Raw genomic sequence first — 21,865 nt, forward strand, 5'->3', positions numbered from 1 at the left:
ATTTCGACAATTTTGCCTCCGGATCAGGAACTGCTCAAAAAATAGTTTGTGTAGAAAATATTCCTGTTGATCGGTTTTTTCCAGATATAGAGGTCTGAATTTATCGTGAAGCGTTAAAAAACCGGCCCGCTTGGGGCCGGTTTCGTAGGCAGGTGACTTAGTCCATCGCTTTGAAGTTAAACTCGCCACCTTCTTTGATGCCCGACGGCCAGCGGGCCGTGACGGTTTTGGTGCGGGTGTAGAATTTGAAGCTATCAGGGCCGTGCTGGTTCAGATCACCGAACATGGATTTCTTCCAACCGCCAAAGGTGTGATAGGCCAACGGCACCGGGATCGGAACGTTGACGCCGACCATGCCGATGTTGATCCGGCTGGCAAAGTCACGTGCAGTGTCACCATCACGCGTGAAGATCGCAGTACCGTTGCCATATTCGTGGTCCATTGCCAGACCAATCGCCTCTTCGTACGAACCTGCACGCACGGTGGACAAAACCGGGCCGAAGATCTCTTGCTTGTAGATATCCATTTCCGGCGTCACGTGATCGAACAGGTGCGGGCCAACAAAAAAGCCATCTTCATAGCCTTGCAGGCTGAAATCACGGTTGTCGACGACCAACTTGGCACCTTGTTCCACGCCAGAGTTGATCAGACCCAGAATGCGTTCTTTTGCGGCGGCCGTCACGACGGGGCCCATATCCACGTCGTCACCTGCCGTATATGGACCGACCTTCAGTTTCTCGATGCGCGGGATTAGCTTTTCGACAAGCGCGTCTGCAGTGTCGTCACCGACCGGAACAGCAACCGAAACGGCCATGCAGCGTTCGCCAGCGGCACCGAAACCGGCGCCAACAAGCGCGTCGGCAGCTTTATCCATATCGGCATCGGGCATGACGATCATGTGGTTCTTGGCCCCACCGAAACACTGCGCCCGCTTACCATTCGCAGAGGCGCGGCTGTAGATATACTGCGCAATCGGAGTCGAACCCACAAACGAAACACCTTGGATGATCTCGCTGTCCAGAAGGGTGTCGACTGCTTCTTTGTCGCCATTCACAACCTGGAACACACCTTTCGGAAGACCTGCTTCGATGAACAGCTCGGCCAGCATCAACGGGACCGACGGATCACGTTCTGAAGGTTTCAGAACAATGGCGTTGCCGCACGCCAGCGCGGGGCCTACGTGCCACAAAGGCATCATGGCCGGGAAATTGAACGGCATGATCGATGCCACGACGCCAAGGGGCTGACGCATCGAATAGATGTCAATTCCGGGGCCGGCGCTGTCTGTGTACTCACCCTTCAGCATATGTGGGGCACCGACACAGTACTCGATCACTTCCAAACCGCGTTGCAGGTCGCCCTTGGCGTCCGGAATGGTCTTGCCGTGCTCGCGGCTTAGGACTTCGGCCAGCTTGTCCATGTCACGGTTGATCAGCCCAACCATGGCCATCATCACGCGCGCGCGTTTTTGCGGGTTGGTAGCGCCCCAAGCGGGTTGCGCTGCAGCTGCGCTTTCGATGGCGGCTGTGGTTTCGGCAGCGCTGGCCATCGGGCATTTGTATTGCACTTCACCCGTGGCCGGGTTGAACACATCGTCAAAGCGACCGGATGTGCCGGCGACATTCTCACCGTTGATGAAATGGGACAGTTCGGTCATTGCGAATTCCTCCGGGTTGTTTGGGCGCAGAATAGGCTTGCATAAATCGCGTGAATAGAGGCAATAATTCAAAAATATTTTGCAAAAATGCAAAAGGAGGAGCGGTGGTTCCAAACTGGGATGACATGCGGGTGTTTTTGGCCGTCGCGCGTGAGGAAAGCCTGTCAGCCGCAGGTCGGCGTCTTAAGATCGACCCGGCGACGGTAGGGCGCAGAGTCGCACGGCTTGAGGCATCGCTGGATGCGCCTTTGTTTACCAAGTCGCAGCAAGGTTATGTTCTGACGCCAATCGGGGAACGCTTGCTTGATCACGGCTTGAAGGCCGAAGAAGCCATGCGGGCCGCATCCGGTTCTGTCTCGGGATCATCAAAGACACTGAGTGGCCAAATCAGGATCGGTGCTCCGGATGGCTGCGCTACGTATCTTTTGCCACAAGTCTGCGCGAAAATCTGCGACGCAAATCCCGAATTGGATATTCAGATTCTGTCTTTGCCCCGTGTGATTAACCTGTCCCGCCGTGAGGCGGATATGGCCATAACGGTCAGCGCGCCCACGGCTGGCCGGTTTCTGGTGCAAAAGATCACGGACTACCGGCTACATCTGGTTGCCAGTCAGGAATACCTGAATACGCAAGCCAAAATTGAGAACCTGGAAGCTCTTAGAAGGCATCGATTTATTGGCTATATCCCGGATATGATTTTTGACCGGGAACTCGACTATCTGGTCGATATCGGGGTTGAACGAGTTGCCCTTGCATCGAATTCGATATCGGTTCAGCTGGGGCAAGCATCGCTCGGGTCAGGGGTTTGTGTGGGGCACGATTTTGCGCTGCCATTCCATCCAAACCTTCGGAAAATCCTGACGGATCAGCTTAGTCTGACCCGCAGGTATTTTCTAATCCGACATCAGGGTGATCAACGAAATGAACGCTTGAACCGGTTCGCACAGGCTTTGACTGCCGGAATCCGCGAGGAAGTCGTGCGTCTGGAAGCTGAAGCTTCACCTTGACACATATGGGCATTCCGGCAACGCTTTGTAAAACAGCGAGTTATTTCGGAGGTTTCGCACATGCTGGTTCAGGCCATTCTGAAATCAAAGGCTACGGAAGGGGTCGAAACGGTTACGCCCGATCTCACTGTGTCCGATGCGGCAAAAATCCTTGCAGAAAAGCGGATCGGGACGGTTGTGGTCTCTGAAGACGGGGGGGAAACGGCATCTGGAATTTTGTCGGAACGTGATATTGTGCGAGAGTTGGCTGCAAGTGGAAGTGGTTGTCTGGCGAAACCGGTCAGCGCTTACATGACCAGCGATCTTGTAACTGCGACGCGTCAGGACTCGGTTCAGGATGTCCTCAGCCGCATGACCGAAGGGCGTTTCCGCCATATGCCTGTCGTCGAAGATGGCAAGCTGATAGGTATCGTAACACTTGGGGATGTGGTCAAAGCACAGCTTTCGGAATTGGCGATGGAGAAAGAGGCGCTCCAGACAATGATCATGGGCCACTAATTTCAGACAGGGCCAAAGCGCCCTATTGCACCCGCGGCAGAGTTGTGTTTGCTTGCGCCGAAATTTTATTGCGCAGGAGGGCGCGATGCGGGTCGCATTATATCCCGGAACTTTTGATCCGATCACACTGGGCCATATCGACATTATTCGCCGCGCTGCTGCGATGGTCGACAAGCTTGTAATTGGTGTGGCTATCAACCGAGACAAGGGCCCGTTGTTTTCTTTGGAAGAGCGCGTCGCCATGATCGAAGCCGAGTGCGCCCAACTATCCGAACAGACCGGTACAGTGATTGTCGCGCATCCCTTCGAAAACCTGCTGATCGATTGCGCACGCGACGTTGGAGCGCAAACCATAGTTCGCGGATTGCGGGCCGTGGCTGATTTTGAGTACGAATTTCAAATGGTTGGAATGAATCGCGCGCTGGATGATTCAATCGAAACGGTCTTTCTGATGGCCGAGGCGCGCCATCAGGCGATCGCGTCCAAGCTGGTCAAGGAAATTGCGCGGCTGGGCGGGGACGTATCCAAATTCGTTACGCCCCGCGTTGCTACAGCCTTACAGAACCGCTTAAGCTGACGCACCCATTGCCATTGCAGTATCCAGCATGCGGTTGGAGAAACCCCATTCGTTATCATACCAAGCCAGAACCCGGACCAATGTCCCGTCGGTTACCTTTGTTTCTGCAAGTGACACGGTCGAGCTGTGGGAATCGTGATTGAAGTCGACCGATATCAAGGGGCGTTTCTCAGCCGCCAGAACACCCGGGATCTTCTCGGCAGCAGCGACAAACAAGGCATTTACCTCATCCTCGGTCGTCGGGCGTGAAACCTCGGCAACAAGATCAACAACCGAAACATTCGGGGTAGGAACCCTAATGGCTTGTCCCGTTAGTTTCCCCTGAAGTTGTGGAAGCACCAAGCCCACTGCGGCGGCTGCGCCGGTTGTCGTAGGAATCATCGATAATGCCGCAGCGCGAGAAAGGTAGGGGTCTTTGCCGGCGGTATCATGGACGGGTTGGCTGGCGGTATAAGCATGGACGGTTGTCATGTTGCCATGCACAATTCCCAGGCCATCGTCCAACGCGGCTGCAACTGGCGACAGGCAGTTGGTCGTGCATGATGCATTTGACACGATAATATCATCGGCTGTCAGTTCGTGATCATTCACTCCGTAAACTACGGTTTTGACGCCGCCATCCCCGCGTGCGGGGGCTGAAATCAGCACCTTGCTTGCCCCGTTTTCAAGATGACGAGCTGCGGCTTCGCGCGTGCGAAACACTCCAGTGCACTCCAACACGACATCAATATCTGACCAGTCCAGTTTTTCAGGCTCTCGCTCGCTTGTCAGGCGAATAGGGCCAGCGCCCACATCCAAGCCAGCTTCGGTGAGCTTCACAGGTTTGAAATACCGGCCATGGACGCTGTCGAATTCAAACATGTGGGCGTTCATCTCGGGTTTGGCCAGATCATTGATCGCGACGATTTCAACGTCTGTCCGGCCACTTTCCATCACGGCGCGCAAGACGCCACGTCCGATCCGTCCAAATCCATTGATTGCAAGCTTGAGTGTCATGATCCGCTCCGTCGCGTGTCGTCCAATAAAAGGTTAGCGCTAACAAAGCTAAAACAGTCAAAAAGTCAAGCAAAACCTATTTCATCGCCAGAATGCGATCCAATCCAGAAAGTCGTAGAGTTTTTTGCCCAGGAAAAGCAGATGCTCGGTTCCATAGACGGCGACATCGGCAATCATGATGCCCAGAATCAAAAAACCCAGCCAGATAGCGATTTGATTGGTCATCAAGGCCCCGAACAGAAACACCCGCCCAGATAACCTGAGCGGGCAAAAAGGTTCAAGAATTCAAACGGGTCTTAGTTAAGGCGGCCCATTGCCACGGCAACATCGGCCATGCGAACTGAGAAGGCCCATTCGTTGTCGTACCATGCCAGAACGCGCACCATGCGGTCATTGACGACGCGGGTCTGGTCCGGAGCGAAGATCGAACTTTCCTCGGTATGGTTGAAATCTGTCGAAACCAGTGGAGCAGGTTCGTAACCCAGAACGCGCTGCATGTGACCTTGCGAGGCTTCACGGACAATCGCGTTCACCTCATCCACAGTCACATCGCGACCGGCGCGGAATGTTAGGTCAACAGCGGATACATTCGGGGTCGGAACCCGGATTGCTGAGCCATCCAGACGACCTTTGAGTTTCGGCAGAACCTCACCCAGCGCCTTGGCAGCACCGGTTGAAGTCGGGATCATTGACATAGCGGCAGCGCGAGCGCGGTACAGGTCGCTGTGGCGACGGTCCAGCGTGGGCTGGTCGCCAGTATAGGCGTGGATCGTGGTCATGATGCCATGTTCGATCCCGACGCCTTCGTCCAGAACCTTGGCAAGCGGAGCAAGGCAGTTCGTGGTGCAAGACCCGTTCGAGACCATTTTATCGTCAGCAGCCAGACTGTTGTGATTCACGCCATAGACGATGGTTTTATCTACATTCTTGCCCGGTGCGGACAGCAGAACCTTTTGCGCCCCACGCTCAAGGTGCGTCTTGGCCTTGAGGCCGTCATTGAACTTGCCGGTGCACTCCAGAACGACGTCGCAGCCTTCCCAGTCCAGCTCGTTCATGTCGTAGGTAGAGAACATCTCCATGGGGCCGCGGCCCAGATCCATGGTGTTGCCCTCGATCGAGACGTCGCGGGGGAAGCGCCCGTGGACGCTGTCATATTTCAGCAGATGCGCCGTGGTTTCCAGCGGGCCGGTTGCGTTGACCTTGATCACTTCGATGTCGTTGCGGGCCGATGCCGCGATATGCGACAGGGTGCAGCGGCCGATACGGCCAAAACCATTGATGCCGACCTTGATGGTCATATGACGTCTCCAAAATGCGCTTGCGTTGCAGGCGATATAGCGGCCCTAGCGCGTTCTCAAAAGAGTAAAAGTGACATATTTTTAACGTGTTAGCGCAAACCTTGGCCGGTATCGCTAACGCTTGCGCTAGCTGAAAGATCAGGTAGGGTCCATCTGCGGCTGGTTACAGGAAGGAACTAGGCATGAGCGGTCTTTTGGCATTGCTGGACGATGTTGCCGGAATTGCAAAAGTTGCGGCATCGTCGGTTGATGATGTTGTTGCAGCGGCTGGCAAGGCGGGGGCCAAAACGGCGGGTGTAATCATTGACGATGCAGCCGTGACGCCGAAATACGTGCAAGGTTTCGCCCCGGCGCGCGAGTTGCCGATCATCTGGCGCATCGCGCGCGGCTCGGTTTTCAACAAGATCGTGCTGCTGCTGCCCGTTGCGCTGTTGCTGGCTAATTTCGCGCCTTGGCTGATCACGCCTTTGCTGATGCTGGGCGGGTCTTATCTATGTTTCGAGGGGGCCGAGAAGATTTTCCATGTCCTCTTCCCCCATGGTAGCCATGCCATCGACGAGGATATGAGAATCCGAGATCCAAGCCATCTGGAAGAGCAGAAAGTCAAAGGTGCAATAAAGACCGATTTCATCTTGTCGGCCGAGATCATGACCATCGCGCTGGCCGCCATTGAGGCGCCGAACATTTGGATGCAGGCGGCGACGCTGGCTGTTGTCGGGATCGGCGTGACGGTTGCGGTCTATGGCTCGGTCGCGTTGATCGTGAAAATGGACGATGTGGGCCTGTTTCTGGCGCAGAACGCACCAACGCCGATCGGGCGCGGAACCGGGCGAGGCTTGGTCAAAGCCATGCCGATTGTGATGAAGCTGCTTTCAATCGTTGGGACCGCCGCAATGCTGTGGGTCGGCGGGTCGATCATCATCCACGGGCTCGAGGTTTTGGGCTTTGGCTGGCTGGGCCACCACATTCACGACTGGGCCTATGCGGTGGGCCATATGGTTTCTGCTCAATACGAGGGTGCCGTGGAGTGGATCGCCAAGGCCGCCATGGACGGAGTATTCGGACTGGCTTGGGGGATGGTACTAATCCCCCCGGCGACGAAACTGTTAAAATCCCACTGAAAAATAAAATCCGCGCCGCAGTTTCGGCGGCGCGGATTGGAGTTAGAACCCGTTAGTGTTGCCTTTTACCACGACGCCAGACCCGTCAATCTTACCATCTTTGACCAGGGTAACGGCGGCACCGTCAATTTTCAGGTCCCAGCAGTTTTTGGGATCATCGCCATACTGAAAGCACATCCCATTATCTGTAGCTTCCCACTTGCCCGAATAGCCTTCGCCTTTGATGGTACCGTCGGCTGCATAATACTCGGTAAACGCGCCTGACAGCATACCGCCTGCATAGGTGTGGTCGGCCATCGTTTTTTGAATTTCTTCCTTGCTGGCGAAATCCCCCGCGAATGCTGGGGCAGCCAGGATCACTGCTACGGCGCTCAGGACGGCGTGTTTCTTCATTTCTATAATTCCCTGTAACTGCATTGCCTCCAGCACTTAAGACGTTACGGCCTACGAAATAGGGCAGGTGGGATCACGACGCCTCACCAGTCTGCGAGGGTGGGGCGCAAAAAAAAGGCGGCCCATGCGGACCGCCTGTTTCCTTTGGAATGACGTCGGGAATTAACCCAGCAGTTCCTTGACTTTGGCAACGGTGGCCTCGGCAGTGATGCCGAAATGCTTATACAGCTCACCTGCAGGGGCAGACGCACCAAAGCCCGACATGCCGATGAACCCGGCTTTGGCTTCACGGCCACGCTCGCCCAGCAGCCAGCGATCCCAGCCACCAGCGCGCACAGCGGCCTCGATGCCGACGCGTACGGCACCAGCGGGCAGCACGCGCTTGCGATAGGCTTCGTCCTGCTCGGCGAACAACTCCATACAGGGCATGGAGACGACGCGGGTGCCGATACCTTCGGCTTCAAGCATCGCCTTGGCTTCCATCGCCAGCGACACTTCAGAGCCGGTGGCAATCAGGATGGCCTGACGTTTGCCCTCGGCCTCGGCCAGAACATAGGCGCCTTGCGCGGACAGGTTCTTGGTTTTGTGATCCTTGCGCACGGTCGGTACGCCCTGACGAGTCAGCGACAAGACCGAGGGGCTTGCCTTGAAGGTCAGCGCCAGTTCCCAGGCTTCTGCTGTTTCAACCGTGTCGGCGGGGCGGAACACATAGGTGTTGGGCGTCGCGCGGCTGATGGCCAGATGTTCGACCGGCTGGTGGGTCGGGCCGTCTTCGCCCAGACCGATCGAATCGTGAGTCATCACGAAGACCGAAGGGATTTTCATCAACGCTGCCAGGCGCATCGACGGACGCGCATAGTCGGTGAAGGCCATGAACGTGCCGCCATACGGGCGGATGCCACCATGTAGCGCCATGCCGTTCATCGCAGCGGCCATGCCGTGTTCGCGGATACCGTAATGGATGTAACGGCCCTTGCGATTTTCCGGCAGGAACACGCCCATATCAGCAGATTTGGTGTTGTTCGAGCCCGTCAGGTCGGCCGAACCGCCCACGGTCTCGGTCATGATCGGGTTGACGACGTTCAGAACTTTCTCCGATGAGGCGCGGGTGGCCAGTTTCGGTTGGTCTTCTGAGGCTTGTTTCTTGAACGCGCGGATCGCGCCGGCCAGTTTCTTGGGCGCTTCAAATGCGTAGGCGCGGTTGAACTCTGCCTGCTTGCGTTCCGAGATTTGTGCGAAACGTTCTTCCCATGCCGCGCGCTCTGCGGCACCGCGTGCACCGATGGCTTCCCATGCGGATTTCACATCGGCGGGGATTTCAAACGCGCCATGCGGCCAGCCATAGCCGTCTTTGGCGGCTTTCAACTGATCCTGATCGGTCAGCGCACCGTGGCCTTTCGAAGTGTCCTGCGCTGCGTGACCCAATGCGATGTGGCTTTCGCAGGCAATCATGGTCGGCTTGTTCGACTTTTTCGCCTGCACGATGGCCGCGTCGATGGCCTGCGGATCGTGTCCGTCAATCTCGATCACATGCCAGCCTGAGGCCGCGAAACGGCGCACCTGATCGGTGCGGTCTGCGATGTCCACGGTGCCGTCGATGGTGATGTTGTTGTTGTCCCAGAAAACAATCAGCTTGCTCAGCTCGTGACGTCCGGCAAGGGTGATGGCTTCTTGGCTGACCCCTTCCATCAGGCAGCCGTCGCCCGCGATCACATAGGTATAGTGGTCAACGACCTTCTTACCGTATTGCGCGCGCTGGATTTCCTCGGCCATTGCAAAGCCTACAGCGTTCGAGATGCCCTGACCCAGTGGGCCGGTGGTGGTCTCGATGCCATTGACCAAGAAGTTCTCGGGGTGGCCCGCAGTTTTTGCGCCCAGCTGGCGGAAGTTCTTGATCTCGTCCAGAGTGACGTCAGCGTGGCCTGTAAGATAGAGCAAGGAATAGATCAGCATCGAGCCGTGACCTGCAGACAGGATAAACCGGTCGCGGTCGGGCCAGTTCGGCGCTGAGGCGTCAAATTTCAGGTGCTTTTCGAACAGCACGGTCGCGACGTCGGCCATGCCCATCGGCATGCCGGAATGGCCGGAATTGGCGGCGGCGACGGCATCAAGGGTCAATGTGCGGATGGCCGCAGCCTTGTCCCAATGTTCGGGGTTTGCATTGCGCAGCGCAGTCAGGTCCACGGGCGTTATTCCTTTGGATTACAGGCAGATTGCGCGCTGAATACCACTCAGTCCTCAAAGTGCAAGCAGAACCGGGGGTTACAAGGGTGAACTGCTTCAAGAACGCGGCTCAAGTATTTGAAAGCAAACAGTGGGTATTTTCCGCGCCATTCGGTTAGACTAGACCAATTCGTGAATTAAGTTGATTCGGATGAACCGCAGCACACGGAACCTTGATAAAGAGGTGGCAGGGGCATGAGCCAGATCGAAGAATTACAGCGCCGTATTGTTGTCGCGATGGAACGTATCGGTGCAAGCGTGGACGCCATGGGTGCAATGTCAGAACCTCCGCGCGCGCAAGATGAAACGTTGCGTGCCGCGCTGGATGACGAACGTGTAGCAAATGCGCAATTGGAAGAGCGTCTTAGAGCCCTCAAGCAACGTCATGAACAGGAAGTCGACGCAATGCGCGCCGATATGGAGAGCTTGCGTTCGGTGCCTGCTGAACACCCAGAAAATGGAGCTTTGCGCGAGCAATTGGCTGAAGCAACCGCGAAACTGGCCGCGGTGGAAGCCGCCCGCGCAGAGCTTGCGGACGCAAAGGCGGCTTTAGAAGATCAGGACGAGCTTGCAGTTTTGAAGGCGGAGAACGATCGGTTGAAGGCGACTGCAAGCGTGGCAGAGGGCTTGAAGGCCGAGAATGCGCGTTTGAAATCGGAACTGGCTGATAGCGAGCGGGTCGCTGAGTTAAGTGCCGAGCTTGAGATGTTGCGCGCTGAACGCAGCAGTCATGGCGCGGCTATGTCCCGATTGGATGACGATCTGCAGCGTATGCGCAAGGCTAATGAACAGTTGCGCAATTCGGTCGATGAACTGCGCGCTGCGTCCGAGGGCGGTTTGCCGGATGCCGAACTTCTAAACCGCGCAACAGTAGCCGAACTGGAAGCGACCCGAGCCGCTCAGGCCACGGACGCGGCCGAAGCGCATGCTGTGCTGGCGCGACTAGAGCCGCTTTTGTCGCAAGCCAAGCTGGCTGAAGGAGAGGTGGAGTAATGCCCGAGGTAACCATTCAAATCGGTGGGCGGGGTTTTGACGTCTCATGTCAGGACGGGGAAGAAGTGTTCCTGCAAGCCGCCGCTAAGATGTTGGACGACGAAGCACAAGTTCTTTCTGATCAAATAGGACGAATGCCCGAGTCCAGAATGCTGCTGATGGCCGGCCTCATGCTTGCTGACAAAACGGCCGCGTCGGAAGATCAGATTAGTTCCCTGCAAGCAAAATTGGCCGAGGCCGAGGCCGAAATTCAGGCTTTGCGCAACAAGCCACAGCCTGAACCCGAAAGGGTCGAGGTAGCGGTTGTGCCGCCTTCCGTGACAGACACGCTAGCTGAATTAGCGGCGCGGGCCGAAGCGCTTGCCTCGGTTGTGGAAGAAAAGACTGCGGGATGATGTTGCGTCGGATATCTGCTGTTTTCGTGGCGACGGTGTTGGGAAGCACCGCTTGGGCGGAACTCGACGTTCTCCCTGTTACCTTCAACTGCGACAATGCCGTTCCGCTTGAGGTGGTGTTCTTTAACGCCTCGGACGGCTCGAGCGCTGCAGCCATGCTGGTCGACAATCAACTGATCGCGCTAGAGCAAAGTATCAGTGGATCGGGAATCCAATACAGATCCGAAGGCAACGGTGGCACCTATATTCTGCGGTCCAAAGGTTGGGATGCAACGGTCAGCTTTCTGGCGACAGGGGATGCCGCCAGCGAGCAGGTTATACTAGAGAATTGCTCCAGCCGGTGATCAGGCGTTTGCTTCGCGGATCTTGTCGGCGGCTTCTTTGTTGTAACCGACGCCGTTGTCATCAAACAGCGTGTCCAACTCGCCTGACAGAGTCATCTCGGTGATGATGTCGCAACCGCCGACAAATTCGCCTTTGACGTAAAGCTGCGGCACGGTCGGCCAGTCGGAATAATCCTTGATGCCCTGACGGACCTCTTCATCCGCTAGAACGTTCACGTCGGCATAGTCGACGCCCATATAGTTCAGCACACCAGCCACGCGGGACGAAAACCCACATTGAGGCATTTCCTTGGTGCCCTTCATATAAAGCACCACATCGTTGGCTTTGACGGTTTCGTCGATCTGGGTTTTCACGTCAGTCATTTCGCGTTTCCTTTGCTCTTCGGCATCATCGCTTTGGCGAAGTCTTGTGGGTCTTTTGGAATATGGGTCTGCGTTGAACGAATTGCACCGTCATGCGAATTGTAAGACGAGTGCAGAATGTGTTTGTCCTGCGCAGGCAGAGATCCTCGTCCTGTTTTGCGGCCGGTCTTTGTGTGGTTCCACGCTAACAGTCCGATTAGCAGGACAAAGACAGAAATCGCAATTGTGAGTGCGATCAAATGCTCCATGTTACTCCGGCACTTTTGTAGTCAGCGCCAGCGCGTGCAACTCTCCATCTGGGCCGTCCATCTTACCTTTCAAGGCCGCATAGACCGCTCGCTGTTGTTGAACCCGGTTTTTGCCGCGAAAGCTTTCGTCCACGACCATGGCGGACATATGCACGCCGTCGCTGCCGCCGACCTGAATTTCCGCATCGGGAAAGGCTTCGCGCAGCAGGTGTTCGATTTCGTGGGCGCTCATCGGCATGTAGGTCACTCCTGAAGGTCTTTCTCAAGATGTAGAGCGCCAAAGCGGGGCGCGCAAGTGGTCCTGAAACGACAAAACCCGCGCCGGTCCAAGCGCGGGTTTCATCTTGGTTTGCGAAGGCGATATCAGGCCACGGCTTCGGCAAAGCTGCTGCGGAAGGTGGCGGTCAATTCGTTCAGAGCGGCCTCAGATCCTCCGATCTTGACTGTCTCGCCGGTGAAACGACCAACCGAGACCAGCGGAACACCTGCTTGACCGGCGGCGATCATCAGTGCCTCGGCCTGATCAAAGTTGCAGGCGACCAGATAGCGCGCTTGATCCTCGCCGAACAGGAACTCGGTCGAGGCATCGTCGAGGCAGACGCCCACGCCAGCCGCCTCGGCCAGCTCGAACGCCGCCAGTGCAAGGCCGCCGTCGCTCAGATCGGTGCAGGCTTTGATCATCTCGCGGTTGGCGCGGATAAAGTCGCCGTTGCGTTTTTCGGCGTCCAGATCGACATGGGGCGCGTCACCGTCTTCGCGGTTGAACACCTCAGCCAGCAGGGCGGATTGACCCAGATGGCCTTTGGTTTCGCCGATGACCAGCGCAACATGGCCTTCGCGAACCTCATTGCCGATGATCTCATCAGTGTGGTTTAGCAGGCCAACTGCGCCGATGGTGGGGGTAGGCAGGATCGCCTGACCGTCGGTCTCGTTATAGAGCGAGACGTTGCCCGATACGATCGGCATATCCAGCGCGGCGACAGCCTCGCCAATGCCTTTAATCGCGCCGACGAACTGGCCCATGATCTCGGGCTTTTCGGGGTTGCCGAAATTCAGGTTGTCGGTGGTCGCCAGCGGAGTGGCACCGACGGACGTCAGATTGCGATAGGCTTCGGCCACTGCCTGCTTGCCGCCCTCAATCGGGTTGGCGCGCACGTAACGCGGCGTCACGTCGCTGGTGAAGGCTAGTGCCTTGTCAGTTCCATGCACGCGAACCATGCCCGCGCCGAGGCCGGGGGTGCGGGCGGTGTCGGCCATCACCATTGTGTCGTACTGTTCGTAGACCCATTGCTTGCCTGCATAGTTGGGCGAGGCGAGCAGGGCGCGCAGACCGTCAATCGGATCGATCTGCGGCACTTCGGCCAGTTCATCAGCGGCAGGTGTTTCAACCCATGGGCGGTCATATTCCGGTGCGGTCGAAGAGAGTTTAGACAGTACCAGATCGGCTTTGACCTCACCATTGTGGATGATGAGGAAACGGTCTTCGGCAATCGTTTCGCCGACGATGGCAAAGTCCAGATCCCATTTCTCGAACACGGCACGGGCTTCGGCTTCAAGTTCGGGCTTTAGGACCATCAGCATCCTTTCCTGAGACTCAGACAACATCATCTCGTAGGCGGTCATGTTCTCTTCGCGCTGGGGCACGTTCTCAAGGTCCAGACGCACGCCAAGGCCGCCCTTGTCGCCCATCTCAACGGCGGAACAGGTCAAGCCCGCAGCACCCATATCCTGAATCGAGATCACTGCGCCGGTCTGCATCAGCTCCAGCGTCGCCTCCATCAAGCGTTTCTCGGTGAAGGGGTCGCCGACCTGAACGGTGGGGCGTTTTTCCTCGATTGTGTCGTCAAATTCGGCCGAAGCCATGGTCGCGCCGCCCACGCCATCACGGCCGGTTTTGGCACCCAGATAAACGACGGGCATACCGACGCCCGAAGCGGCCGAGTAGAAAATCTTGTCGCTATCGGCGAGACCGGCAGCAAAGGCGTTCACAAGGCAATTGCCGTTATAGGCCGGGTGAAAGCGAACTTCACCGCCCACGCAGGGCACACCGAAGCAGTTGCCATAACCGCCGATACCTTCAACCACGCCATTCACAAGCTGGCGGGTCTTGTGGTGGGCAGGTTCGCCAAAGGACAGCGCGTTCATCGACGCGATGGGCCGCGCGCCCATGGTGAAGACGTCGCGCAGGATGCCGCCCACGCCGGTCGCCGCACCTTGGTAGGGTTCGATATACGACGGGTGGTTGTGGCTTTCCATCTTAAACACCACGGCCTGACCGTCGCCGATATCGACCACACCCGCATTCTCACCCGGACCGCAGATCACCTGCGGACCAGAGGTGGGTAGGGTGCGCAGCCATTTCTTTGACGACTTGTACGAACAATGCTCGTTCCACATGGCCGAGAAGATGCCCAGTTCGGTGAAGGTCGGCTCGCGCCCGATGATCTCAAGGATCATGTCATATTCGTCGGGCTTCAGCCCGTGTGCGGCGATCAGATCGGGTGTGATTGCGGGCTCTTGCATCTTCTGTCCTGTGTCCAAGTGGGCCGAGATTGCGCGCCTTGTAGGGCAAGGATGCGCCCGTGGGAAGGGTCAAGTCAGCGCAGGCGTTACGCGCCAAAGTAAAACGGAACCGACCAGAGGCCGGTTCCGCCTATTTTGCAGTCAGGTTTTGGCTTAGGCCGGGTTCTGCTGTTGGTTCGCTGCGTCGGCAGCCGCAGCACCAACGGCGGCCTTCTGCTCTTCAGTCAGCTGGTCGGCGTCTTCCAGGCCCGGAATGGCAACACGCACCTCACGGCGGGCAAAGTCGATGCCGTTTTCCTTGAACGAGGCTTTCACCCGGTTGAATATCTCTTTGCGCAGCGTGAACTGCTTGCCGGGTTTGGCCATAAACTTGCCCCTGATGATCATGCCCACATCGTCGAAATCGAATACGCCTTGTGATTTGAAGGGCTGCAGGAACCCGTCTTTATGGGTTTCGTCGGCCATCATCTCGGCTCCGATCTTCTTGAAGATCTTCTTGACCTTGTTGGGATCAGTGTCGAAAGGCACGGTGAATTTCAGCTTCATGATGACCCAGTCACGGCTGTAGTTGGTCAGCTTCTGGATCTCACCATAGGGGATGGTGTGGACTGGGCCCCGGTGGTGACGCAGCTGCATGGACCGGATCGAGATCTTTTCGACCGTGCCGGTGGTGCCGCCCACATCGACGTATTCGCCCACGCGGAAAGCGTCATCGACCAGGAAGAAAATCCCACCAACGATATCTGCTACCAGCTTCTGTGCCCCAAAGCCGATGGCCAGACCCAGAACACCAGCACCGGCCAGCAGTGGTGTGATGTTGATGCCCAACGCGCCCAGCGCCAATAACACAAAGATCACTGCAATCGCGACCTGCGCGGTGACTCGTAGCAGCGGCAGCACCGTCGCCAGACGCGAGCCACCGGCACCGCCACCTTCGCCAGCCTCTTCATCAGGACTTTGGCCATTGGCGGTGTGTTCTTTGGCCAGACGGCGGTTGATCCACAGCGATATGACCTCATTAAGTATATAGCCGATGGCGATAATAATGAAAAACTGCACCAGTTTGCTGCCGGACTCATCACCGCCACCAGCGATTTCCTGAAGGTTCAGATCCCACGCGCGTGAAATCATCAAAATGACCAGAATACCGGCCAAAACGCGCCCGATACGGATGTAGCTGCGCTTGGTCGATTTATACGCGCGTTCGGCTACCGGACCTTCACCTAGCATCGGAGGTTGCAAGTGACGCACCAGACCGCGGATCAGCGTATCCAGTGCGGGCGCTATCAGCAGCCAGAACATAGTGGTGAAATGCGCACCTTGCAGCAACAGCGATCGAAGAACTGGATCTCGCTGTGCGGCTAGGAATTCAACCAGCAGCCAGATCACCGCTGAAACGCCAATGGCGAAATAGGGGTAATAGTAGGCAACTTCCTCGTCAAACTTGGTGTGATCCGGGTCAGTGCCCAGCATCATCTGCGTCAGGCCTTCGCGAGCTTTCCAGGCGATGACACCAATATAGATGTGAATGCCTGCGTTCAGCCAGAAACCGATACGGGTTTCGCCGGGGGTGATGCCGTTAAGCGCGTTGAAGTGCACTGTAAACAGCGTCAAACCGATCAGGATCAGCAACCCAATCAGGTTGCGGTGCAGGAACCTTGCCCAATGATCGTCAATGTTGACCAGTCGGTAATGCGGCTGGTTGGGTGCCAGTACGAAACGCGACGCAGCAGCACCTAGACGGGGAACCCAGATCAGATAGAAGACGAAAGGTGCGGCATAAGTGATCTGTTCTGGCGTCATCAATCCACGCCCAACTGCTCGGATGACTACGTAAAACACTACCAGTCCGGCGATTTCTCGGCAAAAGCGGCGGAACAGAAAACGAACAGCTCCCCGCAGGTCGTTGTCTTGGTGCATGCCTGAATTTTCGTGCCATTTTCGCGTCAAGAGGTAGAACAGCTTCTCAGCAATGAAACCAACGACCAATACGCTAAGAACAATACCCATCAGGGTCAGGGCGCCTGTTGAACCAAATGTGCCGATAAAGTTCTCGGTAGCATGAACCTGAGCGCTGATGAGGTTCGGAATGGTCGTCAACACATGCGTCCACGAGGCAACCATTGCCTCCCAGATGGCATTTAATTCCTTGATGGGGTCTTCGCGGTCAGCGGCCTCGGCGGCGCGCTCCTCTGCTACGGCGTCTAGCCGGTCCAGCAAAATGGCGCGAACCTGGTCGTCAGACATCCGCGCGACCAGATCATCCACCTGTTCAGGTGTCAGGTCTTCGGGAATAGCGATAGGCGTAGTCGGACTGGTTGTGCTGCTCTCTTGTGACAGCACTGGCGCCGACAGACAAATGACGGAAATGATCGCCAAAATGAGGCGAATGGGGTGAAACATCGAATCTGTCCTCGAACTCACGTCTTGATGATTTTTTCGTGATAATAGGGATAAGTGTCAGATTTTCCCAGATGTTTCCCCTGTGGCGTGCGAAAATCTGAAGTTCGAACAAAAAAAAGGCCGAGCACTAAGCTCGGCCGTAGTCCAACAGGGAGGTATGAAGATGATGAGCGTTTCAGCATCACCGTCTTCGAGTGCTCATTTAGGGATCAGTTTATGAACGATCAAGATGTTTCATGCTGTTGAGTGATCATGCCCGCTATGCTTAAGGCGCATAGCTACAGCTTTCCCAACTGCTTCAACTGTTTACGTTGCGCAATAATTTCGTCCTGAACGAAATCGCGGAACGCGGCCACGCGCTTGGAGTGCCGCAGTTCTTCTGGGTAGGCGAGATAAACGGGGACATCCGCAGTTTCGATATCTGCCAGAAGCGGAACGAGGTGGGGGAAATCTTGTGTCACGTAGTCTGGCAACACGCCGATGCCCAAATTGTGCAGTACGCCTTGTAGAACACCGAAATAGTTGTTCACCGTTAGCAAGGACCCCGGATTATAAGTCATAAGATGCCGCACCATGGCAGCGCTTGCCCCAGCTTGTGGGGCAGCGGGGGTCTGGCAGATCAGTCGATGGTTGGAAATGTCTTCCAACGATTGAGGGGTGCCGTTTTCCTCAATGTACTCCTGTGTCGCGTATAGCTGCATCTGAACTGTCATCAGTCTTTTGCGCACCAGATCTGCCTGGCTGGGTTCTTTCATCCGAATGGCCACGTCGGCTTCGCGCATAGGAAGATCCAGAACCCGCTCTTCCAACATCAGGTCAATGTTGAGGTCGGGATACTGTTCATACAGCTTTGGCAGACGCGGGGCCAACCACAGGGTTCCAAAACCGAAAGTTGTGGTGACGCGAAGAACACCAAAGACTTCTTCTTCGCTGTCGCGAATGCGTGCCGCAGCAGCGTCCAGGCGTTTAGACATGGCCGAGGTGGCGTCAAACAACAACTCACCCTGTTCGGTCAGGATCAGACCACGCGCGTGGCGATGAAAAAGAGTCGAATCAAGAGACTCTTCCAGCGCTCGGATTTGTCGACTGACGGCGGATTGCGACAAGTTCAGCCTATCGCCCGCATGGGTCAGGCTGCCCGCATCTGCAACCGCGTGAAATATCCTAAGCTTATCCCAATCCATCGCCGCAACTTTCGTTATCCTTCGGAACGCCTATATGAAATAGGTAACAACTTCTACATTCAAACGGTGAAATCCTTATGTTTTATGGGAAAATCCCTATACAGGTCATAGTTTATGACCTAATATGCAATTAAAGATAGCACACTGATCTGACGTGGGGAGGCGTTTGATGAGTAAGCCACAAGTAACTTTGAATGACCGGTTCGATCTGGAAAAGAACCAGGTTTTGTTGAATGGCACCCAAGCGCTGGTGCGTCTGATGCTTATGCAAAAGGCGCGGGATCGTCAGGCCGGGTTGAATACTGCCGGGCTTGTAACCGGCTACCGTGGTTCTCCGCTTGGGGCGGTTGATCAACAGATGATGCGCGCCCAAAAGCAATTGGCAGAAAGCGATGTCACCTTTCAATACGGTCTAAACGAAGATTTGGCTGCAACTGCTTTGTGGGGCAGTCAGCAGGCGGGCCTTCGAGGGGATGGCAAGTTTGATGGGGTTTTCGGTCTTTGGTACGGAAAAGGGCCCGGAGTAGACCGTTCCGGCGACGTGATGCGCCACGCCAACATGGCGGGCACTGCGACCCATGGCGGCGTATTGATGGCTATGGGGGATGACCATACCGGTGAAAGCTCGACCGTGCTGCATCAGTCAGAATGGTCGCTGGTTGACATGTATATGCCGATCGTCAGCCCTGCAGGCGTACAGGAAATTCTGGATTATGGTGTTTATGGCTTTGCCCTTAGCCGGTTTGCCGGGGTTTGGGTCGGATTAAAGACCATGAAGGACACGATCGAGGTCACCTCGGTCGTGGATGGCAGCGCAGATCGGATGTCCGTTGTCGTCCCTGACTTTGATATGCCTCAGGACGGGTTGAACATCAGGCTGGTGGACACGCCGCACCTGCAAGAGGCACGACTGATAGATTTCAAACGCTTCGCGGCCGAGACGTTCTCGCACGCCAACAAGATGGACAAACGTGTCTGGGGCAAACCCGGCGCAAAAATCGGGTTTGTTGCCGCAGGCAAGAACTGGTTGGATTTGGCCCATGCGCTGTCTCTTCTGAACATCGATGAAGCCGAGGCCGAGCGTTTGGGTATCACGACATACAAGGTGGGCCAGACATTCCCACTGGACATGGCTGGGTTCCACGATTGGGCAGAAGGTCTGGATCTGATCGTAATCGTCGAGGAAAAGCGCAAGCTGATCGAGGTTCAGGTTAAAGAGGCAATCTTTGACGACCGTCGGGGGCGTCGTGTGTATGGCTGGTACAAGGGCGGTGCGGGTACTCTGCATCGCGAAGAACTGTTCCCGACCCGAGGGGCATTGGACCCCAACATGATCGCTGAAAAGCTTGGCGAAATTCTGATTGAGGAAGGCCGTGATACCGATGGTGTTCGCGCCGGATTGGCCAAGTTGTCCGAGGCCCGGCGTGCCGACAACGCGGAGGAGATCGCAACGCGTCTGCCGTATTTCTGTTCGGGATGCCCGCATAACAGTTCGACCAAGGTGCCGGATGGAAGCCGGGCCTATGCCGGGATCGGTTGCCACTACATGGTCCAGTGGATGGACCGCAGCACCTCGGGCTTCACGCAGATGGGTGGAGAAGGGGCCAACTGGATCGGGGAAGAGCCGTTCTCGACCACGGATCACGTTTTCCAGAACCTTGGTGACGGAACTTATAACCACTCGGGCGTTCAAGCGATCCGCGCGGCCCTGTCCGCTGGCACCAACATCACGTTCAAAATTCTGTTCAACGATGCCGTCGCGATGACTGGTGGTCAGGGAAATGAAGGCGATCTGACCGCCGAACGGATCGCGGCAGAGGTTAAGGCTATGGGCGTCAAAGACGTCGCGCTGGTCTATGATGAAAAGGAAGATGTGAACTTCAAAGCCTTGCCTGCAGGTGTCGAAACACACGAACGCGCCGAGCTGATGCAGGTCCAGGAAAAATTGCGCGGTGTCGAAGGGGTCTCAGTCCTGGTTTATGTGCAGACCTGTGCCGCCGAAAAGCGCCGCCGTCGTAAGCGCGGCACCTTTCCTGACCCCGACAAGCGGGTATTTATAAACACCGATATCTGCGAAGGTTGCGGCGATTGCGGCGTTCAGTCGAACTGTGTGTCGATTGTGCCCAAAGAGACTGAACTCGGCCGGAAGCGCGCGATCGACCAGTCCAGTTGCAACAAAGACTTTTCCTGCCTCAAGGGGTTTTGCCCGTCCTTCGTGACGCTGGAAGGTGCAAAAATCCGCAAGGAGGCAACGACCGAGATCGACCTGCCAGACCTTCCGATGCCGACACTGCCTAAGATCATAGGCACGCATAACGTGGTCATCACGGGTATCGGCGGCACAGGTGTTGTCACGCTCGGTGCTGTTTTGGCTCAGGCCGCTCAGATCGACGGCAAAGGAGCCGGGATGATGGAGATGGCCGGGCTGGCGCAAAAAGGGGGTGCCGTACACATCCATTGCCGTCTGGCCAACCGGCCTGAAGATATCAGCGCGATCCGCGTCGCCACAGGAGAAGCCGATGCGCTGATAGGTGGTGATCTGGTGGTCTCTGCCGGGGCCAAGACACTGGGATTGACCCGGACGGGGCAAACTGGTGCCGTCGTCAACAGCCACGAAACGGTCACCGGTGATTTCACACGCGATACCAAGTTCCGGATTCCGGGCGATCGTCTGGAGTTGGCTTTACAGGCGCGCTTGAAAGAGGATGTCTCGCTGTTCGACGCAACTGATCTGGCGCGGACAGTTATGGGCGACTCGATCTATTCCAACATGATGGTGTTCGGGGCTGCGTGGCAGCGTGGTTTGCTTCCGATCAGCCATTCGGCTGTTCTTCAGGCGATCGAACTGAACGGAACGGCTGTAGAGCGAAACAAGCGGGCCTTTGATATCGGTCGCTGGGCGGTTCTGTATCCGGAAAAAGTCGCGGAGATTCTGCGGCCCAGTGTGGCTGAACTACCCAAGACGCTGGATCAAATGATCAGTTTTCGCGCCGATCACCTGACCGCTTATCAAGGTGCGCGGCTCGCGAAACGGTACCGCAGACTGGTCGAAACATTCGAAGATAAGGGTATCCGTGAAGCCGTTGCAAAAGGGTATCATAAGCTGCTGTCTTGTAAGGATGAATACGAGGTCGCGCGTCTTTTGTTGTCCAGCCGCGAAAAAGCGGAGACCGAATTTGATGGTGACTTCAAGATGACGTTCCACCTCGCGCCGCCGATCCTTGGTGGTACAGGCCCGGATGGTCGGCCGCGCAAAAGAACTTATGGCGAGTGGATGCTGGGGCCATTGAAGCTGATGACCCGGTTGAAAGCCTTGCGTGGGACGCCCCTGGATATATTCGGGTACAGTGCAGAACGCCGAATGGAACGAGCTCTGATTAAGCAATACGAGCGTGATCTCAAAGAGATCACTCCGCTGATCAGTTCTGAGACCCGCGATGCCGTCATCGCTTTGGCCGAACTGCCACTGGATATTCGCGGCTTCGGCCCGGTGCTTCAGGAAAACGAAGCCAAGGCAGCGAAACGCCGAGAGGAACTTTTGTCAACGATCCGTAGCGGAGGGCCCATTTTGCGCGCAGCGGCCGAGTAAATCGTCACAACACTGTCACGATCACTATGCAAGATTGTTAGCCGCACATAGAT

The 21,865-nt window shown here is 56.3% G+C and carries 19 protein-coding genes; 8 read left to right on the forward strand and 11 right to left on the reverse strand.

Annotated elements, in window-relative coordinates; genetic code table 11:
* Positions 1 to 157: 157 nt before the first annotated feature.
* Positions 158 to 1,657, reverse strand: coding sequence for a CoA-acylating methylmalonate-semialdehyde dehydrogenase (locus tag ABWV79_RS00230; RefSeq protein ID WP_170354066.1), 1,500 nt, complete (start codon positions 1,655 to 1,657; stop codon positions 158 to 160).
* Positions 1,658 to 1,782: 125 nt separating this feature from the next.
* On the opposite strand from ABWV79_RS00230, the gene ABWV79_RS00235 reads away from it, so the two are divergent.
* The 3 genes from ABWV79_RS00235 to coaD all read left to right on the forward strand — a co-directional run bounded on the left by ABWV79_RS00235 (position 1,783) and on the right by coaD (position 3,739).
* On the forward strand, positions 1,783 to 2,664 hold the full coding sequence (locus tag ABWV79_RS00235) for a LysR family transcriptional regulator (protein WP_502949845.1): 882 nt from the start codon (positions 1,783 to 1,785) through the stop codon (positions 2,662 to 2,664).
* 60 nt (positions 2,665 to 2,724) lie between these two features.
* Positions 2,725 to 3,162, forward strand: coding sequence for a CBS domain-containing protein (locus tag ABWV79_RS00240; protein ID WP_170354068.1), 438 nt, complete (start codon positions 2,725 to 2,727; stop codon positions 3,160 to 3,162).
* An 85-nt stretch (positions 3,163 to 3,247) separates the two neighbouring features.
* Positions 3,248 to 3,739: a pantetheine-phosphate adenylyltransferase gene (gene coaD / locus ABWV79_RS00245; protein ID WP_170751048.1), complete on the forward strand. Its 492-nt coding sequence runs from the start codon at positions 3,248 to 3,250 to the stop codon at positions 3,737 to 3,739.
* Here coaD and gap (ABWV79_RS00250) read toward each other — a convergent pair.
* From gap (ABWV79_RS00250) to gap (ABWV79_RS00260), 3 genes are all read right to left on the reverse strand, one after another.
* Positions 3,731 to 4,735, reverse strand: coding sequence for a type I glyceraldehyde-3-phosphate dehydrogenase (gene gap, locus ABWV79_RS00250; RefSeq protein WP_170354070.1), 1,005 nt, complete (start codon positions 4,733 to 4,735; stop codon positions 3,731 to 3,733). The genes coaD and gap (ABWV79_RS00250) overlap by 9 nt on opposite strands.
* An 81-nt stretch (positions 4,736 to 4,816) precedes the next feature.
* The gene (locus ABWV79_RS00255; RefSeq protein ID WP_170354071.1) at positions 4,817 to 4,960 is read right to left on the reverse strand and encodes a hypothetical protein; all 144 of its coding nucleotides are present in this window, start codon (positions 4,958 to 4,960) and stop codon (positions 4,817 to 4,819) included.
* Positions 4,961 to 5,031: 71 nt separating this feature from the next.
* Positions 5,032 to 6,033: a type I glyceraldehyde-3-phosphate dehydrogenase gene (gene gap, locus ABWV79_RS00260; RefSeq protein WP_353389601.1), complete on the reverse strand. Its 1,002-nt coding sequence runs from the start codon at positions 6,031 to 6,033 to the stop codon at positions 5,032 to 5,034.
* A 182-nt stretch (positions 6,034 to 6,215) separates the two neighbouring features.
* Here gap (ABWV79_RS00260) and ABWV79_RS00265 point away from each other — a divergent pair, with 182 nt between their 5' ends.
* The gene (locus ABWV79_RS00265; RefSeq protein ID WP_353389603.1) at positions 6,216 to 7,154 is read left to right on the forward strand and encodes a DUF808 domain-containing protein; all 939 of its coding nucleotides are present in this window, start codon (positions 6,216 to 6,218) and stop codon (positions 7,152 to 7,154) included.
* A gap of 42 nt (positions 7,155 to 7,196) precedes the next feature.
* Here the strand turns inward: ABWV79_RS00265 and ABWV79_RS00270 are convergent, their stop codons facing one another.
* Complete coding sequence (locus tag ABWV79_RS00270) at positions 7,197 to 7,547, reverse strand: hypothetical protein (protein WP_209196934.1); 351 nt, start codon at positions 7,545 to 7,547, stop codon at positions 7,197 to 7,199.
* A gap of 162 nt (positions 7,548 to 7,709) precedes the next feature.
* Complete coding sequence (tkt, locus tag ABWV79_RS00275) at positions 7,710 to 9,731, reverse strand: transketolase (protein ID WP_353389605.1); 2,022 nt, start codon at positions 9,729 to 9,731, stop codon at positions 7,710 to 7,712.
* 234 nt (positions 9,732 to 9,965) lie between these two features.
* Here tkt and ABWV79_RS00280 point away from each other — a divergent pair, with 234 nt between their 5' ends.
* Genes ABWV79_RS00280 through ABWV79_RS00290 form a run of 3 tightly spaced genes read left to right on the forward strand, consistent with a single transcriptional unit; the run spans position 9,966 to position 11,502 of the window.
* Positions 9,966 to 10,763 (forward strand): hypothetical protein, encoded by a 798-nt coding sequence (locus ABWV79_RS00280; RefSeq protein ID WP_170354076.1) that lies wholly within the window; start codon positions 9,966 to 9,968, stop codon positions 10,761 to 10,763.
* Positions 10,763 to 11,158: a cell division protein ZapA gene (locus ABWV79_RS00285; RefSeq protein WP_170751061.1), complete on the forward strand. Its 396-nt coding sequence runs from the start codon at positions 10,763 to 10,765 to the stop codon at positions 11,156 to 11,158. The genes ABWV79_RS00280 and ABWV79_RS00285 overlap by 1 nt, the downstream gene beginning before the upstream one ends.
* On the forward strand, positions 11,155 to 11,502 hold the full coding sequence (locus ABWV79_RS00290; protein WP_353389607.1) for an MliC family protein: 348 nt from the start codon (positions 11,155 to 11,157) through the stop codon (positions 11,500 to 11,502). Before ABWV79_RS00285 ends, ABWV79_RS00290 begins: the two co-directional genes overlap by 4 nt.
* Here ABWV79_RS00290 and grxD read toward each other — a convergent pair whose 3' ends face one another.
* From grxD to ABWV79_RS00315, 5 genes are all read right to left on the reverse strand, one after another.
* Positions 11,503 to 11,865: a Grx4 family monothiol glutaredoxin gene (gene grxD / locus ABWV79_RS00295; RefSeq protein ID WP_170354079.1), complete on the reverse strand. Its 363-nt coding sequence runs from the start codon at positions 11,863 to 11,865 to the stop codon at positions 11,503 to 11,505. It lies immediately after the preceding gene.
* A 249-nt stretch (positions 11,866 to 12,114) separates the two neighbouring features.
* On the reverse strand, positions 12,115 to 12,351 hold the full coding sequence (locus ABWV79_RS00300) for a BolA/IbaG family iron-sulfur metabolism protein (RefSeq protein WP_170354080.1): 237 nt from the start codon (positions 12,349 to 12,351) through the stop codon (positions 12,115 to 12,117).
* Between the two features lie 125 nt (positions 12,352 to 12,476).
* Positions 12,477 to 14,636, reverse strand: coding sequence for a phosphoribosylformylglycinamidine synthase subunit PurL (gene purL, locus ABWV79_RS00305; protein WP_353389610.1), 2,160 nt, complete (start codon positions 14,634 to 14,636; stop codon positions 12,477 to 12,479).
* Positions 14,637 to 14,789: 153 nt separating this feature from the next.
* The gene (locus tag ABWV79_RS00310) at positions 14,790 to 17,039 is read right to left on the reverse strand and encodes a mechanosensitive ion channel domain-containing protein (RefSeq protein ID WP_353389612.1); all 2,250 of its coding nucleotides are present in this window, start codon (positions 17,037 to 17,039) and stop codon (positions 14,790 to 14,792) included.
* 278 nt (positions 17,040 to 17,317) lie between these two features.
* Positions 17,318 to 18,223, reverse strand: a complete 906-nt coding sequence (locus ABWV79_RS00315; protein WP_353389614.1) for a LysR family transcriptional regulator — start codon at positions 18,221 to 18,223, stop codon at positions 17,318 to 17,320.
* 169 nt (positions 18,224 to 18,392) lie between these two features.
* Here ABWV79_RS00315 and ABWV79_RS00320 point away from each other — a divergent pair, with 169 nt between their 5' ends.
* The gene (locus tag ABWV79_RS00320; RefSeq protein ID WP_353389616.1) at positions 18,393 to 21,812 is read left to right on the forward strand and encodes an indolepyruvate ferredoxin oxidoreductase family protein; all 3,420 of its coding nucleotides are present in this window, start codon (positions 18,393 to 18,395) and stop codon (positions 21,810 to 21,812) included.
* Positions 21,813 to 21,865: the final 53 nt, after the last annotated feature.

Origin of the sequence: Ruegeria sp. HU-ET01832 (genome assembly GCF_040371315.1) — a bacterium.
Lineage (GTDB): Bacteria > Pseudomonadota > Alphaproteobacteria > Rhodobacterales > Rhodobacteraceae > Ruegeria > Ruegeria lacuscaerulensis_A.

What these genes read in the sequence shown, in the direction of transcription:
- ABWV79_RS00255 (WP_170354071.1), bottom strand. Translation starts at nt 4,960, where the DNA reads ATGACCAATCAAATCGCTATCTGGCTGGGTTTTTTGATTCTGGGCATC.
- ABWV79_RS00315 (WP_353389614.1), bottom strand. Translation starts at nt 18,223, where the DNA reads ATGGATTGGGATAAGCTTAGGATATTTCACGCGGTTGCAGATGCGGGC.
- ABWV79_RS00300 (WP_170354080.1), bottom strand. Translation starts at nt 12,351, where the DNA reads ATGCCGATGAGCGCCCACGAAATCGAACACCTGCTGCGCGAAGCCTTT.
- gap (WP_170354070.1), bottom strand. Translation starts at nt 4,735, where the DNA reads ATGACACTCAAGCTTGCAATCAATGGATTTGGACGGATCGGACGTGGC.
- purL (WP_353389610.1), bottom strand. Translation starts at nt 14,636, where the DNA reads ATGCAAGAGCCCGCAATCACACCCGATCTGATCGCCGCACACGGGCTG.
- ABWV79_RS00320 (WP_353389616.1), top strand. Translation starts at nt 18,393, where the DNA reads ATGAGTAAGCCACAAGTAACTTTGAATGACCGGTTCGATCTGGAAAAG.
- ABWV79_RS00270 (WP_209196934.1), bottom strand. Translation starts at nt 7,547, where the DNA reads ATGAAGAAACACGCCGTCCTGAGCGCCGTAGCAGTGATCCTGGCTGCC.
- ABWV79_RS00280 (WP_170354076.1), top strand. Translation starts at nt 9,966, where the DNA reads ATGAGCCAGATCGAAGAATTACAGCGCCGTATTGTTGTCGCGATGGAA.
- ABWV79_RS00285 (WP_170751061.1), top strand. Translation starts at nt 10,763, where the DNA reads ATGCCCGAGGTAACCATTCAAATCGGTGGGCGGGGTTTTGACGTCTCA.
- coaD (WP_170751048.1), top strand. Translation starts at nt 3,248, where the DNA reads ATGCGGGTCGCATTATATCCCGGAACTTTTGATCCGATCACACTGGGC.
- ABWV79_RS00235 (WP_502949845.1), top strand. Translation starts at nt 1,783, where the DNA reads ATGCGGGTGTTTTTGGCCGTCGCGCGTGAGGAAAGCCTGTCAGCCGCA.
- ABWV79_RS00310 (WP_353389612.1), bottom strand. Translation starts at nt 17,039, where the DNA reads ATGTTTCACCCCATTCGCCTCATTTTGGCGATCATTTCCGTCATTTGT.
- ABWV79_RS00240 (WP_170354068.1), top strand. Translation starts at nt 2,725, where the DNA reads ATGCTGGTTCAGGCCATTCTGAAATCAAAGGCTACGGAAGGGGTCGAA.
- grxD (WP_170354079.1), bottom strand. Translation starts at nt 11,865, where the DNA reads ATGACTGACGTGAAAACCCAGATCGACGAAACCGTCAAAGCCAACGAT.
- gap (WP_353389601.1), bottom strand. Translation starts at nt 6,033, where the DNA reads ATGACCATCAAGGTCGGCATCAATGGTTTTGGCCGTATCGGCCGCTGC.
- ABWV79_RS00290 (WP_353389607.1), top strand. Translation starts at nt 11,155, where the DNA reads ATGATGTTGCGTCGGATATCTGCTGTTTTCGTGGCGACGGTGTTGGGA.
- ABWV79_RS00230 (WP_170354066.1), bottom strand. Translation starts at nt 1,657, where the DNA reads ATGACCGAACTGTCCCATTTCATCAACGGTGAGAATGTCGCCGGCACA.
- ABWV79_RS00265 (WP_353389603.1), top strand. Translation starts at nt 6,216, where the DNA reads ATGAGCGGTCTTTTGGCATTGCTGGACGATGTTGCCGGAATTGCAAAA.